This is a genomic window from Streptomyces sp. NPDC032822 (assembly GCF_055578825.1).
The window spans coordinates 39804-54476 of record NZ_JBVIOL010000020.1 but is presented as its reverse complement, the minus strand read 5'-3'; the positions used below and the strand labels follow the sequence as shown (position 1 = coordinate 54476).

At 69.3% G+C, this 14673-nt stretch carries 13 protein-coding genes; all 13 read right to left on the bottom strand.

Annotation, left to right across the window (positions count from 1 at the left end):
• Positions 1-610: 610 nt before the first annotated feature.
• A complete protein-coding gene (locus tag ACZ5VD_RS36855; RefSeq protein ID WP_468553440.1) occupies positions 611-1693 on the bottom strand; it encodes a prephenate dehydrogenase in 1083 nt (360 codons plus the stop codon).
• A 452-nt stretch (positions 1694-2145) separates the two neighbouring features.
• Positions 2146-3483, bottom strand: coding sequence for a (3,5-dihydroxyphenyl)acetyl-CoA 1,2-dioxygenase DpgC (gene dpgC / locus ACZ5VD_RS36850; protein ID WP_468684839.1), 1338 nt, complete (start codon positions 3481-3483; stop codon positions 2146-2148).
• Positions 3480-4211, bottom strand: a complete 732-nt coding sequence (gene dpgB / locus ACZ5VD_RS36845; RefSeq protein WP_468553438.1) for an enoyl-CoA-hydratase DpgB — start codon at positions 4209-4211, stop codon at positions 3480-3482. Before dpgB ends, dpgC begins: the two co-directional genes overlap by 4 nt.
• Positions 4205-5356 carry a 3,5-dihydroxyphenylacetyl-CoA synthase DpgA gene (gene dpgA, locus ACZ5VD_RS36840; RefSeq protein WP_468684838.1) on the bottom strand — a complete coding sequence of 384 codons (1152 nt, stop codon included), beginning with the start codon at positions 5354-5356 and terminating at the stop codon, positions 4205-4207. The genes dpgB and dpgA overlap by 7 nt, the downstream gene beginning before the upstream one ends.
• 91 nt (positions 5357-5447) lie before the next feature.
• On the bottom strand, positions 5448-6764 hold the full coding sequence (locus ACZ5VD_RS36835) for an aminotransferase-like domain-containing protein (protein ID WP_468553436.1): 1317 nt from the start codon (positions 6762-6764) through the stop codon (positions 5448-5450).
• Positions 6761-7894, bottom strand: coding sequence for a 4-hydroxyphenylpyruvate dioxygenase (hppD, locus tag ACZ5VD_RS36830; RefSeq protein ID WP_468684836.1), 1134 nt, complete (start codon positions 7892-7894; stop codon positions 6761-6763). The genes ACZ5VD_RS36835 and hppD overlap by 4 nt, the downstream gene beginning before the upstream one ends.
• Before the next feature lie 97 nt (positions 7895-7991).
• Positions 7992-9491, bottom strand: coding sequence for a tryptophan 7-halogenase (locus tag ACZ5VD_RS36825; protein WP_468553434.1), 1500 nt, complete (start codon positions 9489-9491; stop codon positions 7992-7994).
• A gap of 60 nt (positions 9492-9551) precedes the next feature.
• Positions 9552-10484 carry a phytanoyl-CoA dioxygenase family protein gene (locus ACZ5VD_RS36820; protein WP_468684835.1) on the bottom strand — a complete coding sequence of 311 codons (933 nt, stop codon included), beginning with the start codon at positions 10482-10484 and terminating at the stop codon, positions 9552-9554.
• A complete protein-coding gene (locus ACZ5VD_RS36815; RefSeq protein WP_468684833.1) occupies positions 10484-10822 on the bottom strand; it encodes a hypothetical protein in 339 nt (112 codons plus the stop codon). The genes ACZ5VD_RS36820 and ACZ5VD_RS36815 overlap by 1 nt, the downstream gene beginning before the upstream one ends.
• Positions 10823-10865: 43 nt before the next feature.
• Positions 10866-11141: a hypothetical protein gene (locus ACZ5VD_RS36810; RefSeq protein WP_468553431.1), complete on the bottom strand. Its 276-nt coding sequence runs from the start codon at positions 11139-11141 to the stop codon at positions 10866-10868.
• A 244-nt stretch (positions 11142-11385) separates the two neighbouring features.
• Positions 11386-12162 (bottom strand): ABC transporter permease, encoded by a 777-nt coding sequence (locus ACZ5VD_RS36805; protein ID WP_468553430.1) that lies wholly within the window; start codon positions 12160-12162, stop codon positions 11386-11388.
• On the bottom strand, positions 12159-13709 hold the full coding sequence (locus ACZ5VD_RS36800) for an ABC transporter permease (protein ID WP_468684831.1): 1551 nt from the start codon (positions 13707-13709) through the stop codon (positions 12159-12161). The genes ACZ5VD_RS36805 and ACZ5VD_RS36800 overlap by 4 nt, the downstream gene beginning before the upstream one ends.
• Positions 13706-14638: an ABC transporter ATP-binding protein gene (locus ACZ5VD_RS36795; RefSeq protein ID WP_468553428.1), complete on the bottom strand. Its 933-nt coding sequence runs from the start codon at positions 14636-14638 to the stop codon at positions 13706-13708. The genes ACZ5VD_RS36800 and ACZ5VD_RS36795 overlap by 4 nt, the downstream gene beginning before the upstream one ends.
• Positions 14639-14673 lie beyond the last annotated feature (35 nt).

Sequence of the window (14673 nt, the reverse complement as noted above, 5' to 3'; positions counted from 1 at the left end):
CTGACCTGCGCGAGGTGCTTCGCCCGGATCCACTCCCGCATCTCCGCCGTAGGCCACCACGGCACCACCCCCCTCACCGCCCTACGCGCTCTCGTCGCCGGACGGCCATGGACGCCGCCCGCAGCCAGCTGAAAGTCCGGCACAGTTGATCCGGTGGCGGCTCAGGATCACCACAGGGCATGCCGAAGCGCCCCGCGGCGGTTTGCGGACACCGTGCACGAGCCCCCGATGCGACCATGAGACGGATATCGGAATGCTCGCTTCATGAACTGAATATGAGATTCCGGGGCCCTGAGCGGATAAATCCAGAAACCTCAGGAGGGCCTCGTCAATTGTCCGTCCCCGTCCACGCCGATGATCACCACCTTCCCCCAGGCGTGCGATGCTCCTCGTTGGCAGCACCTATCATCGGCTTCGGCCTCGCTCATTGTCGAGCCTTTGGCTCCCACCGAAAGCCCGATTCGTGGTTCCGTCCACCGATCCGGGTTTGATCCCTTTTTATATGTCGCACCGGCCGCGGGCGGATTCGTGGCCGAAGCAGCGGCTCATCAGGTCAGTCACGGCGAGGTCGATCATCGCGAGATGGATCACGACTTCTCAGGGGTGGGGTTCACTGCGTGCGCCAGCCCTGGGCGCGGAGCGCCTCTTCGAGAACGGGTGCGGAACTCTGCTCCACGCTCAACTGGACCAGACCAACGAGCTGGTCTGTGGCATGCTCCAGGTGGATATCCTCGATGTTCACACCGGAGCCGCTCGCATCCGTGAACAGGCGGGCCAGCTGGCCGGGCTGGTCTCCGATCAACACCCCCAGGGTCCGGTAGCGGCCGGGCCGCGATCCGTGCTTGCCGGCGATCCGCTCGCGCCCGGCCCTTCCCCGACGCAGCAGCGTGCCGATGACCTGCCTGCCCTCGTCGCGTTTCGCCTCGTCCGTCGCCGCCATGGCGCGCAGGCCCGTGACGACGTCCTCCAGGTTCGCGCCGATGTCCTCCAGGATGTCCGCCACGACGACGGCGTTCGCGCTGAGGATGTCGACCCACAGCTCCGGGTCGCCGCCCGCGATCCGGCTGAGATCCCGGACGCCAGGGCCCGCCAGGCTCACCGCACGCTCCTCGGCCTGTTCGAAGCGCATGGCGACCAGGGCCGCCACGATGTGCGGGGTGTGGGACACCAGCCCGACCGCCCGGTCATGCTCGGCGGCGCCCATCACGACCGGCGTCGCGCCGCACATCGCCACCAGCTCCAGGGCCGTGTTGAGCGTCTCCCTGTCGGTGTCCGACGTCGGCGTGAGGATCCACGCACGGCCTTCGAACATGTCCGCACGGGCAGTGAGCGGCCCGTTGCGTTCCCCGCCTGCCATCGGATGGCCGGCGATGTAGTGGGCGGTGTCGCAGTCGAGGGCGACCGCGTCCTCGCGAGGTCCCACCTTCACGCTCGCGACATCGGTGTAGTGGTGCGCGAGTCCGGCGGCCTGCAGGTCGGCCAGCACCCGGCCGATGAGCGCGGGGGGCACGGCCATGACCGCCAGATCCGCCGCCGCGGTCGGGGCCGCCGTGGTTCCGGCGCCGAGCGACTCGGCGATCCTCGCCGCGGCGGGGTCCGTGTCCCGCAAGTAGACGGTGACGCCCTGCGCGCTGAGCGCGAGGGCCACCGAGGTGCCTATGAGTCCTGTGCCAACCACGACTGCGGAGCGCACGACGGCTCCTTCCGGCTCAGGCCGTTCGGCGGATGTGGTCCCAAGAGACGGACAGGATCCGCCCGACGGCCGGCCCAAGGCCACAATCCCTGCCGCCAGAGCAGCCTGACGGAGTGGGGAGAGTTCCGCCAACTCCCGTCGGTACCAAGGCTGGACATCGCCAAGAGAATCTCCTCCTCCGCGAGGTGCGGGTCGTCGCCGCGGTGTTTTTCGCCTCCCTGCACGGGGGCTCGCGGACTCGGCGTCAACTGCGCCGCTCAGCCGTTCAACTGCACCCTGCCGCGGTTGAACAGGCGGCTGCGCCGGCGACCGGACCTGTAGGGTCGGGGTGCCACGGGCGCACCATGGGCACCCGGGTCGCACACCGGATGCCGGACGGGCTGCGGAGCGCATGGTGAATACCGGCCTCGACCATGGGAGTCGGGCCGGCGAGGTTCCCGGTCCTGACGCGGTCATCGCCGTCTGTCGTCGGATGCGGCGGAGAACCGGCCGACCTTGTCGATCACGTCGGGGCTGTAGAGCCGCAAGGCCTGTTGGAGGGCGAACTCGGCCAGGTAGCGCCGGAACTCCTCCGGCGGCTCCTCCGCGTGGTTGAGCATGCGCCGGTTGGCGAGCACCGCGCTGCCCCGGAGCCGTTCGACACTGCGCTCCACGGCGGGGTCCAGGTCGGGGCGGTCGTGGACCTCGTCGACCAACAGCCGGGCCGCGGGCTCGCTCGCCCAGATCCGCCGCCCCTCCAGGATGATCTGCCGGGTCAGGCGCGGTCCCGCGAAGCGGGTCAGACGGTAGTTGGCGAGGCCCGGGATGATGCCTTCCTGTGCGGCGGGCAGACTGAGGTAGGCGTCCGCGGCGGCGATGACATGGTCGCAGGCGAGCAGCAGTTGGGCTCCGCCGCCGATGGCGAAGGAGTCCACGACGGCGACCCAGGGCTTCTCGACGGTCCTGGACCGCCAGTTGGTCTCGTCGTCGGACCGGACACCTCTCATCATCTTGTGGATGTAGCCGAGTTCGCGGCGCAGCAGGAAGTCGACCAGCGAGATGTCGCCGCTGTGCAGGTTCTTGAGGTTGATCCCCGCGCTGAACACCCGTCGGCCCCGGTGGCGAGGGTGGGTCATCTCGCCGCCACGCAGCAGTCCGACCTCCGCCGCCGGGTCGAGCAGGGTGAGGTCGACGGCTGTCTCCATGTCGTCGACCTGCGCGTTGTCCTCGGCGTTGAGGGTGTCGTCGCGGCACATGGTCAGGCGTGCCACGGCTCCGGTGCGCTCCAGGCGCACTGATCCCAGGTCGAGGTGCCCCGTGTCGATGAACTCCGGCAGGAGGGCGAGGGCACGCCGCGTCGGGCGCAGCATCGCGTCGAGCAGGTGCGGGCCGGCCCGGGACGAGCGGAGCACCCGGCTGAAGAAGATGCCCTGGTCCATCTCGTGGCCCTCTTTGTGGGCCTGCGGCCGGGCACCTTCCGCGGCGAGTTGCTCGGTGGTGGGCACGAGGCCGGGGAAGGCCGCCGCGGCGGCCTGTGCCAGCTCGTCCACCCGCAGGTGCCGTGCACGCCGGTCGGTGAGCTCGTCGTAGACCGCGTCGACGTGCGTGTCGAGGAAGGCCGCGCGCAGCGTGCGGGCGGTGTCGGTGGCTGCCTCGGCTCTGCCGCGCTGTTCCGCCGAGCGGTCCTGGGGAGCGGGCAGCGCGTCCAGCAGGTCCGCGGTGCGCTCCGCCACCCGCGCGAGGGACGCCCTGGCCCGGGGCAGCTCCGCTCGTACCTCGCGCAGGCCCTCCTGTACCTCTCCGGCCGTCATGCGTCCGCCTGCCGTGCCGCGCGCCGCAGTGCGCGGTCGCATGCCGCCAGATGGACGCCGAGCGCCTCGTCGAAGCTGGTGGTGGCGGCGTCGAACAACAGCTGACGCCGGATCGCCAGTTCCGTGCCAGCGAGGGCGCGGACCCGTTCGTCGGCTCGGGCGAGTGCTTCGGCCACGTCGCCCGTCAGCTCGTCGATCAGGTGCAGGGTGTGCGCGTCGGCGGCGTCGATGGGGGTGCCGTAGAGGACCGCACGGCGGATGGGGGCGGCACCGTTCGCTCCGTGCGCGGCCAGCCGGTACAGGGCCATTCCCGGCCAGGTCGCGCCGTCCGCGAGAGGGACGGCCAATCGCACCGTCCTGGTCGCGATGCGGTAGTCGGCGGCGAGCAGCGCGTCCAGGGCCAGTCCGCCGCAGTCGCCGTCGGCGACGGCGACCGTGGGTGCGGGCAGGCGCTCCAGACGGCGCAGTGCGCGTTCCCACTTGTTCACCAGGGACACCGTCAGCTCGCCCGGCCATGGCCCCTGCGGGACCCCGGACACCTGGACGACGACGCGGGCCCGGCCGTCGAGGTCCTCGGCGCGGTCGCAGACGGCACCGACCGCCGCCACCGCTTCGGCCGACAGGAGGTGCCGCCCGTCGATCCGCAGGGTGAGAGCCCCGGGTACCGGCTCGGCATCGGCCGTGGGGGTGGGCTTCATCGCCTCGTTCACCTGATTCGTCGTCACCATTGCACCAGCGCGGTCTCGATGGTCGAGCCGGGGCCCATGGTCATCAGCACGCCATGGTCGCCGGCCTTGGCGACTCCCTCGTCGAGCAGCCGCTCGTAGGAGAACAGGAAGGAGCCGCTCGACAGGTTTCCGTAGTCGCGCAGGACAGCCGTGGTGTGCCGTACGTCGTGGCGGGTGAGCCCCAGGTTGACCCGGACGGCGTCGATCACCTTCTTGCCGCCGGAGTGCACGAGCCAGTGGTCTATGGCGCTGCGCCGCAGCCCGGCGCCCGCGAGCAGCCGGTCGACGACCTGCTCGACGTGGGCACCGACGACGTACGGAACGAGCGGGTCGAGGTAGAAACTGAACTTGCTCTGTGTGTCGTCCCAGTCGTAGCGCATCGCGTCGATCGCCTCGGTGATCATGTGGCTCGCGAATCCGAGGATGCGCGGGCCGGCCGGCTCGGCCGGCACTCCGGCGAGGCCATAGGCGGCGTCCGGCGGGTCCGCGGTCAGGGTGATCGCCACCGCTCCGTCACCGAACAGGCTGTTCACCACGGCGGTGCGCATCGACCCGTCGATGACGTAGGCGGCGGAGCACGCCTCGGCGCACAGGATGACGGCGACCTTCCCGGGGTTCGCCACGGCCCAGCCGGCGGTGGCGTTGAGGGCGTTGAGCCCGGCGTTGCACCCCATGCCCACCACGTCCATCCGGCCGGTCCGGGGCGGGATCTCCATCTCGCGGATGAGGTGGGCGCTCAGGCCGGGGGTGAGGAAGCCGGTGGTGGTGACGCAGCACAGGTAGTCGATGTCGTCTAGGCCGAGGCCGGCGTTCTCCAGACAGGTACGGACCGCGCGGGCGCCCATGTCGAGGGTGAGCCGCTTGTGTTTGGCCAGGAGGCGGCCCTGGGTCTCGGGGAGTACGCCGCCGTCGGCGTCCGTGGGCGGGACGGTGAGGAAGCGCCGTTCGATCGCGCTGTTGAGGAAGACCGACCGGACCCTGGGGTCCTGGATGTCGAAGATGTCGAGGAGTTCTCGCTGGGAGTACGACTGGTCGGTGACGGCGGTGCCGACACTCATGATCCGGGCGGTGCCCGGGCCCTTCACCGGTTCCGGCGCCGGCATGTCCAACAGGCCGGTGCCGGGAGCACTGAGGTCCGCAGTCATCGGAACGTCCACCCCCACATGCGGGGCTTTCCGCGGATGAGACGTACTGCCGTGGTCACGGAAGGTCTCCTTCGGTGGGGCCGGGTGGCGGTCAACCGGCTCTGGCGGATTCGGCCTTGAAGAACTGGGTGAGGCGTGCGACGCCCTCCGAGATGTCGGCCGGTGTCAGATAGCTGACGGACAACCGCAGGCTGTGGTCCCCGCCGCCCTGGGGATAGAAGTACGACATGGGTGTCCAGATCACACCGTGGTCCTCCGCCGAACGCGTCAGTGCGGCGGCGTCGGCGCGGAAGGGGGTGTCGACGGTCAGGAAGAAGCCCCCGTCCGGCCTGTTCCAGCGGATGCCCAGGGCGTCCCTGTCCTGCGGTGGCAGGCACTCGTCGAGCCGCTGGAGAATGGCTCGCATCGCCTCGCCGTAGTACGCCGACGTCCGGGTGTTCAGCTCGGCGGTCCGGCCGTCGGCGGCGAGCAGCATGCCGGCCACCACGGCCTGGCTCAGCGGCGAGGTGTTTACCGTGACCATGCTCTTGATCTTGGCGAGTTCGTCCGCCAGGAGCCCGGTGCGACCGTCCTCGTCGACGACGGGCTGGTCGGCGACGGCGAACCCCAGCCGGGCGCCGGGAAACAGGGTCTTGGAGAAGGAGCCCAGGTGGACGACGCGGTGTTCGCGATCGAGCGACTTGAGTGTCGGCACCTGCTCGCCGGGGCTGACCAGCCGGTACGGGCTGTCCTCCAGGACCAGGAAGTCCTCGCGGGCCGCCAGCGCGAGCAGCGCGTGCCGCTCCTGGAGGGGCACGGTGGTCCCCGAGGGGTTCGAGTGGTCGGGGACCACGTAGAAGGCGCGCGGTCGCCGGCCCCGGGCGCGCTGGGCCGCCAGCGCGGCTTCCAGGTCCGAGCAGCGGAACCCGTCGGCGCCCTCTTCGACCGGGACGACCTCGACGCCTTGCAGGCGGGCGGCGCCGGTGATGCCCACGTAACAGGGCGTGGAGACCAGGAGCACGTCGTCCGGATCGGCGATGAGCGCGCGCAGCACGAGGAACATCGCTTCCTGGCAGCCCACGGTGACCACGATGGCCTCGGGCCGCACGTCGATGTTCTCGTCCTTGCGCAGCGAGTCCGCGATCAGCTCCCGGATCTGGCCCGCGGTCGGGCCGTACTGGAAGAGGGCGTCGCGTATCCCGGCGGGCGAGGTTCCGGACGCCGCCAGGTGGTCCAGGTAGCGCCGGATGTGCGTGAAGATCTCCTCGACGTCGAAGAAGCCGTCGTAGGGGCGGCCCGGCGCGAACGAGATCGCCTCGGGGTAGCGCTGGGTGACCTCGTTGAGGAAGTTCATCGTGTCGAGCACGGGATCGCTGAGACTGGCGTGCAGCTCCGATTTCCGCAGACGACCGGCTTCGTCGGGGCTCATTCGGTGGTCGTCCGGTCGCGTTCCACCGCGTCGTACAGGGCACGGATGTTCGCGCTGCCGAAGCCGCGTGAGCCGCGGCGCTGTATGAGTTCGTAGAACAGCGTGTTGCGCTCGTGGGGTGAGCGGCTGAACAGCTGCAGCAGGTGGCCCCACTCGTCGCGGTCCGCCAGCACCTGCGTGGCGCGTAACTGCTCGATCTCCGACCGCATGTCGGTGAAGCGATCACTCAACGCGTCGTAGTAGGTGTCCGGGACGGTGAGGAATTCCATGCCCGTGCCACGGAAGTCCTGTACTGCCGAGATGATGTCGTCGACGAGGAAGGCCAGGTGCTGCACTCCTGCGGCGCCGTTCCTTTCGAGGAACGCGTCGAGTTGTCCCCGTCCTTTCGACAGGTCCGGCGCGACCAGCGTGAAGGTGACGTCGCCGGACATGCTGCGCACGACGACGGAGTCCATCGCGTGTGCGCCGACGTCCACGTACTCGGAGGAATAGCGGGAGAACCCGAAGGCCTCTCGGTAGAAATCAGCGAATTTCTCCAGTGAGCCACCGTCCAGGCAGACCGCGACATGGTCGAGCAAGCGGATCCTGCTGGTACGTGTGTTCGCGGGTTCCGGGGTGGCGACCCAGGTGAACGGCCCCGGCGGCGCGGGCGTGGCGTCGTCGGTCGCGGGAAGCAGTGTGTGCACGACGTCACCGAAGCCCGACACCGAGGGGTGGCCTTTGTGCAGGTCGGTGATCCGGGCCCCGGCGGCCGCCGCGGCCCGCACGGTTTCCTCGACGTCGTCGCACGTCAGGGCTATGTCCGCGATTCCTTCTCCATGGGCGTCCAGAAACTCACGGGTCGCCGGACCGGTCGTGACGACCAGTTGCGCGCTGCCCTGTCTCAGCAGCGCGGAACTGTCCTCTGCGTCCGCCGAGTCCGCGGCGTGCTCGAATCCCATCGCCGAGACGAAATAGTCGATGACCGACTTCTTTTTGTTCGTGTACAACTCGACGTACCCGACGCTCCTGACAGCCATGAGCCGCCTCCTGAATTCAATGCGAAGCTCGCCGCACAGGACACGCGGTGCGCTGCCTGAACTATGGCGCGCACCGGCGCGACACAACAAGACCGGTCCGGTCGTGTTCAACTGCGGCGCAACGTGGGAATTTATCCGTCAAGGAAAGGATCGGGGCTGGTCAAGAACCCAGGACCAGCAGGGGGTTCACTCGTCCGCGTGTGAACTCTCAGGTGGTCTCGGGAACCGTCCAGTGCATACCGTCCTCGGACGGGACGAGACCGTCGGTGAACATCGGGGCGTCGTCCACGGCGTCGTCCCCCAGCAGTGCCCGGTGCTGTTCCTGCGCACCCTGCTGCATGGCGTGGCTGACCACGCGCGACCTGAACAGCGGCTGCATGCTCTGTTCGCCGTCGGCGACGACCTGGTCGACCGCGTCGGCGAACTCCGCGGAGTGGCTCTTCAAACGCATGGCGGCCGACTCGGCATCGCTCAGGTCGAACTCCCCCGCCGACATTCCGCCGACGAGTTCCACGAACGACTCCAGCTCGGTGTGGGTGTTCTTCGTGACCTTCTTCGCCGACCAGAAATAGGAGCTCTCGTCGACGTGCATGTCGTAGAAGGACATCAGGAACTCGTAGAAGACGCTGTATTCGCGGCGGTACCGTGCCTCGAACTCGCCGAACGCGGGCGCCTCGTCCACGAGGCCGGCCAGGATGCTGTTGATCGACCGGGCGGCCAGCAGGGCACTGTAGGTGGCCAGGTGCACGCCCGAGGAGAAGACCGGGTCGACGAAGCAGGCGGCGTCACCGATGAGGACCATTCCGGGCCGCCAGAACTCCGTCTGGTGGTACGAGTAGTCCTTGCGGACACGGATGCGGCCGTACTCACCGGTGGTGACGCGGGTGGCCCCGGACAGGTACTCCTTGACCAGCGGGCACTCGTCGACCAGGTTCATGAGCGCCTTCTCCGGATCGCCCTGGATCTTCTCCGCGTCCTCGCGGCGTACCACCGCGCCGACGCTGGTGAGCGTGTCACTCAGGGGGATGTACCAGAACCAGCCGCTGCCGAAGGCCGCGGACAGGATGTTGCCGGAGTTGGGCGCGGGCAGTCGCCTGCCACCTTCGAAGTAGCCGAAGAGCGCGAGACTCCGGAAGAACTCCGAATACTCGCGGGTGCCGCCGACGCGCTTGTAGATCCGGCTGCCGTTGCCCGAGGCGTCCACCACGTACTTGGCCGATATCCGGTGTTCACCGCCGTCGGCGTCGGTGTAGTCGACCCCGCACACCCGGCCGGCCCCGTCCTCCACGACGTCGGAGACGGTGGACCGTTCCCGTACCTCCACGCCTTTGCGCCGGGCGTTGTCGAGCAGGATCTTGTCGAACTTCATGCGTTCGACCTGGTAGGCGAACGACGTGCGGCCGGCCGTCTTCTGCGAGACCGAGAACGCGAACGTCCACGGCTCGGGGTTGGCACCCCAGCGCAGCGTGCCGCCGCGTTTGAGGGTGAAGCCTGCCTGGGCCAGTTCCTCGCTGACGCCGGTGAGGCGGCAGACGCCGTGAACGGTCGAGGGCAACAGCGACTCACCGATCTGATACCGCGGGAACGTCTCCTTCTCCAGGATGAGAACGCGGTGTCCCTGCATGGCCACGAGCGTCGCGAGCGTCGAGCCGCCGGGCCCACCGCCGACGACCACGACGTCGAAATCCTCGGAATTCTGGGAGTTCATCCCCGGTCACCTTCCGTTGATGTGTGTGGGCGTCCGACGAGGGGCCACCCGCCGGCCGGATCAGACGTGCTGCCAGATCACCGGACAGAAGTCCGGGTCGGTGTAGTCCGGTTCACCCGCCGCGTCGCGCCGCACGAGGAGGTCGTGGTTGTAGGCGAGCAGCGACCCGTCGGCGAGGTGGTACGGACGCCAGCGGTTGTCGCCGTCCTGGAGGTGGAGCGAGATCGCCCGGCGCGGTGCGCCGGAGTGGTTGGGACCGCTGCCGTGGTACGTGCGGCAGTGGTGGAAGCTCAGGTGCCCCTTGGGGATGGTCATCGGGACCTTGCGGACCTCGCCGCCGTTGTAGGCGGCATTGCGCGCGAGCAGGTCGTCGAGGCCGTCGCGGTCGCGGGCCGCGAAGTGCAGCGTGCCCTCGTCCGCGGCACCGGTCTCCCGCCATCGGTGGCTGCCGTCCACCATCGCGATCGTGCCGTTGCCCTCGTCGCAGTCGTGGAGCGGCAGGAACGCGGTCAGCATGCGCTCGGACGTACTGGTCGCCCAGTAGTTGCGGTCGAAGTGCCACGGCACCTCGTACGTCTCGTGCCCGGCCTGCGGTGGCTTGTAGATCAGCGTCGCCTGGAAGACGCGGATCAGGTCCGCCCCGGCCAGCAGGGCCGCGACCGCGCCGACGAGCGGCTTGGTCAGGATCTCCCTGATCGCGTCGACCTCGTAGTGGATGTAGTCGTTGTGGCGCAGCACGTCGCCCATCTCGGGCGTCCAGTAGGCGAGTGTGGGCGGGTGCGCGGGCAGGAGCTGGTCGCGGTAGCCGCCGTAGAACTTCTCGCTCGCCGCCAGGATCGTGTCCACCTCGTCATCGGTGAACAGCTTCTTCGACAGGTACCAGCCGTGCTCCTGGTAGGACCGCACGTCCTGCGCCGAGGGCAGTAACTCCGCCTCGGTGGGCGTCAGAACGAATCGCCCGGCGTCAGCACGGGCGTCGTGTGGGCCGTCCATCAGCCGACCAGTTCGGACTTCTCCACGACCGTGAGGCGGCCGGTGCCCTTCAGCGTCGCCAGATCGATGTCCGCGCTGCAGCGCACGGGATCGTCGTTCAGGATCAGCGTGCCCTCGATGTGCACGGTGCCGACGGCCTGGTCGAAGTCGGCCGCGGCGAAGTCGGAGGCGTCACGGTCGAGCCGGATGCCGAGGTCGGTGCCGCCCCGTGTCCCGGTGAACTTCACGAAGACCGTGCCGATGTCCTCCAGCCTGGTCCGCAGTTCTTCCAGGGTGGGTTTCGGGCCGCCCACCGCCACCGACTGTTCCTGCGTCAGGCGCTCGGTCAGCTCATCCATGGGCCACCTCTCAGAAGACTCGCAGCATGGGCGGGCCGGCTGGTCAAGCCTGCTCCGCGTCGGCGTAGGCGAAGGCCAGGTCGGCCGGGATCTCGAACTTCAGGGTCGACGTGCAGAATTCCCGCCACTCCGGTGTGTCCTCGGTGAAGAGGCGTTTGTCCTTGTCGATTCCGACCGGACTGATGAGCACGGTGAATTCGTCGCAGAGGAACACAGGAGTGTCGTCGGGCAGTTCTCGTTCGTCGGGGTGCGCGCTCGCCGACCAGCCGGAGAATGCGCGCAGTTCACCCAGCGCGTAGGACTTGCAGTATTTCTTCACCGGGACCTCCGAAAAGCGAAGCGCCTCGAAATGCTTGCACAGCGCCTTCAGAGTACGACGGGGACGCCCGGGAGCCCATAGATCGGCCCCGGGCGGCCCGGGTGTTCAACTGCGACTCCGCGCCGGTTGAACACCGGCTGTTCCCCACGTTGACCTGCCTGCCGATTCCCTTGCATCCTGGAGGGTGAATTCAAGAAGTCCGAAGCCGCTCGGGTGGATCGATTTCCTTGCGTTTCGGTCTTTCTCAGGCGTCCCTGAATCGCAGCAGCAGCACGCCGACGAGAAGCGCCCCGGCGCTCCATGTGCTGAGCACGCCCAGCCCTTCCCAGGGGCCGAGAGGCAGTGCGGGCAGGTTGCGGGTGGTCTGGATGCCGAGCCCCGCCGTCATGGGCGCGATCTGTTCGAGTCGCCGCTGCAGCCGTTCGTCCGGCACCACGTGTTCGAGGATCGGGAAGATGTAGAGCAGGGCGAGGACGATGCCCACGGCCACCGCGGAGTCGCGGAAGACGGCGGTGACACCGAGGCTGAGCAGCCCGATCAGGACGAGATAGATCACCGATCCGGCGGCGGCGCGCAGGGTCGCACCGTCGGTCAGGGACAGTGCCTGGGCTCCGTGTTCGTTCGTGAATCCGTTGCCGGACAGGATGAACCGCGCCGCGAGCAACGACACCAGGACGCCGACGGTGCCGGCCGCCGCCACCAGGGCGGCGAGCACGGTCGCCTTGGCGGCCAGGACCGTGGACCGGCCCGGCATCGCGGCGAACGTCGTGCGGATCATTCCGGTGCTGTATTCGTTGCCGACCATCAGCACCGCCAGGATGGCGACGGCCGCCTGACCGATCATCACGCCGGTGAGGCTGAGTTTGGTGGTGTCCTGGGTGCAGCCTCCCTTGTCGCAGGTGATCGCGGAGGCGACGGCGACGCCGAGGGCCACCGTCAGCACGATGATGGCGCCCACGAGCCACTTGGTGTCGCGGAGTGTGCGGACCTTGGTCCACTCCGCGTGCAGCGCCTGCCTCATTCGGCATCCCTCCGGCGGAGCAGAACGGTGGCGGCTCCCAGGGCCAGTGCCGCCCACACGCACAGGACGGCGAGGCCGGCCCAGGGTGAGAGCGGGTAGTAACCGGTGGACGGCGTATAGACGTTCGCCACGAAGTCGTAGCGGGGCACGGTCTGCTGGATGGCGAAGCCGGCTGCCGGTGTGATCCGCAGCAGCCAGCTGGACGCGCCGTCGGGCAGCACCGACACGATGGCCAGGACATAGGGCAGTACGAGCAGGACGACGACTGCGGTGATCGCGGCGGCGCTGCGCCGCACCATGGCGCCGACGGCCAGGGCGAGGACCGCGGCGACGGCCAGCAGCAGCGCCGTGCCGACGATGACCCGCACTTCGGTGGCTCCCTGTACGGGGAACACGTGGAAGCCGTTGTCGCGGGCGCGGCTCTCACCGACCTTCACCATGAAGGCGGCCGCGAGCAGTCCGGCGACGAAGGCGACGGAGCCGATGACGAGGGCCTTGGCGGCCAGGACCCGGCCCCGGCGCGGGCTCGCGGCGAGGGTGGTGCGGATCAGGCCGCGGCGGTACTCGGAGGTCACGAACATGGTGGCGACGACCATCATGGCGATCGCCCCGGCGAAGGTGCCGACGAGGAAGTTCTCGATGCTGAAGCCGTTGCCCAGGGCCGGTCCGCCCACGACCGGTGCGATGTCGCCCGCGCCGGTGACGGTGAAGCCGCCCTGTTCCTCGGTGTAGCCGGCTTCGGGCAGGCGCGGCGAATAGCTGCCCGAGGTGCCCGCGCGTCCCAGCTGTTCACCCTTCCATGTGCTGTGCGACCACTGGCCCTCCAGTGCGGCGTCGCCGAAGACGGCGGTCGCGGTCGCCGGGTCCATGGTGGCGCCGGGTGTGGCGGCCTCCATGTTCTGTGGCGAGGTGACGAACAGCCCGACCTGCACGGTTCCCGGCAGCCCGGCCAGCTGGGCGGAGCCGACCTTCGTCCATCGGGTGCCGTCGGTGGAGTCGTAGGTGGTGATCGTGTCGCCGGCGCGCACGAGCCGCAGCCAGCGTGGTGACGACGCGGTGACGTCCCCCCGCATGCCGGCGACGTCGTGGGTGTAGTCGTACTGCATCCGGACGCCGTGCGCGCCCGTGACCATGACCGCGGCGTACGACGATCCCTGGGTGAGGTCCTTCTTGACGATGAGCCCGGCCTTCGCCCAGGCCTGGACGCGGTCGCGCGCGGTGCCGGCGTAGTCGACCCTGCCGGTCAGTGCGGTCACCGGGACGGTGATCGAACCGTTCCCGGTGAGCGGTTGGTGGACGAAGTAGAGGCTGTCGTTCACGGCCTCTCCGCCGGGCCCTGTCGGAAGTGCCTCGGCCCGCCCGCCCAGTGGGGTGCTCGCGGACGTGGCGACCAGCCCGAGCGCCATCATGACCAGGGCGGCGACGAGTGCGCCGACGACCCAGCCGCGCACCGTGCGGAACTTGGTCCACTCCGCGCGCACCAGCGCGGGGAAGTCGGCCCGGCCTGGCTTCGTCTCCGCGCGATAGGGCGTGATCGTGCTGGTCATCGTGCCGCCTTCTCCGCCGTCGCGCCGCGGAACTCCACCGCGTCCCGGGTGAGTTCCATGTAGGCCTCCTCCAGGGTGGGGCGGTGCGCCGCCACTTCGGAGAACGGCACATCGGCCTGGCCGAGGAGCTGCACGATCCGTTCGGAGGGCAGTCCGGCGATGGTGAGCGTGTCGGGCCCGGTGGCGGTGACGGTCGCGCCCTCCCGTGCCAGCAGGGGCATCGCCCGCTCGCGCTCGGCGGTGCGCAGCAGCACCCGGCCGAGGGAGGCGGCCTCCAGCAGTTCGCTCACGCTGGTGTCGGCGACGACCTTGCCGCGTCCGACGACCACCAAGTGGCCGGCGGTGTCGCGCAGTTCACTCATCAGGTGGCTCGACACCAGGACGGCACGTCCTTCCCGGGCGAGGCCCTGGAGGAAGCCGCGCATCCACACGATGCCCTCGGGGTCCAGGCCGTTGAACGGCTCGTCCAGCATCAGCACGGGTGGGTCGCCGAGCAACGCCGCGGCGATGCCGAGCCGTTGCCGCATGCCCAGGGAGAAGCCGCCCGCCTTGCGCCGGGCCGCGTTCTCCAGGCCGACGAGCCGGATCACCTCGTCGACCCGGCGGGCGCCGAGGTCCTGCGAGTGGGCCAGCCACAGCAGGTGGCCGCGGGCGCTGCGGCTCGGCTGCAGCGCGGCGGCGTCCAGCAGCGCGCCGAGGTGGAGCATGGGGCGCCGCAGGCTCCGGTACGGCTGTCCGCCGACCAGCGCCGTGCCCGCCTCGACGGAGTCCAGACCCAGAATGACCCGCATGGTGGTGGACTTGCCCGCGCCGTTGGGACCGGCGAATCCGGTGACCTGCCCGGGCTTTACGGTGAATGACATTCCGTCCAGGGCTACGGCTTGGCCGAAGCGTTTCCGGAGGCCGTTCACTTCGATCGTCGCTTCCATGGGTGAAATCCTAGGGAGAGGGCATCGGTGCTGTC

Bases quoted from the DNA above. Each gene is read 5' to 3' on its own strand.
- dpgC (WP_468684839.1), bottom strand. From the start codon at position 3,483: ATGACGGCCGGAGAGGTACAGGAGGGCCTGCGCGAGGTACGAGCGGAG.
- dpgB (WP_468553438.1), bottom strand. From the start codon at position 4,211: ATGGTGACGACGAATCAGGTGAACGAGGCGATGAAGCCCACCCCCACG.
- dpgA (WP_468684838.1), bottom strand. From the start codon at position 5,356: ATGACTGCGGACCTCAGTGCTCCCGGCACCGGCCTGTTGGACATGCCG.
- ACZ5VD_RS36835 (WP_468553436.1), bottom strand. From the start codon at position 6,764: ATGAGCCCCGACGAAGCCGGTCGTCTGCGGAAATCGGAGCTGCACGCC.
- ACZ5VD_RS36825 (WP_468553434.1), bottom strand. From the start codon at position 9,491: ATGAACTCCCAGAATTCCGAGGATTTCGACGTCGTGGTCGTCGGCGGT.
- ACZ5VD_RS36820 (WP_468684835.1), bottom strand. From the start codon at position 10,484: ATGGACGGCCCACACGACGCCCGTGCTGACGCCGGGCGATTCGTTCTG.
- ACZ5VD_RS36815 (WP_468684833.1), bottom strand. From the start codon at position 10,822: ATGGATGAGCTGACCGAGCGCCTGACGCAGGAACAGTCGGTGGCGGTG.
- ACZ5VD_RS36805 (WP_468553430.1), bottom strand. From the start codon at position 12,162: ATGAGGCAGGCGCTGCACGCGGAGTGGACCAAGGTCCGCACACTCCGC.
- ACZ5VD_RS36800 (WP_468684831.1), bottom strand. From the start codon at position 13,709: ATGACCAGCACGATCACGCCCTATCGCGCGGAGACGAAGCCAGGCCGG.
- ACZ5VD_RS36795 (WP_468553428.1), bottom strand. From the start codon at position 14,638: ATGGAAGCGACGATCGAAGTGAACGGCCTCCGGAAACGCTTCGGCCAA.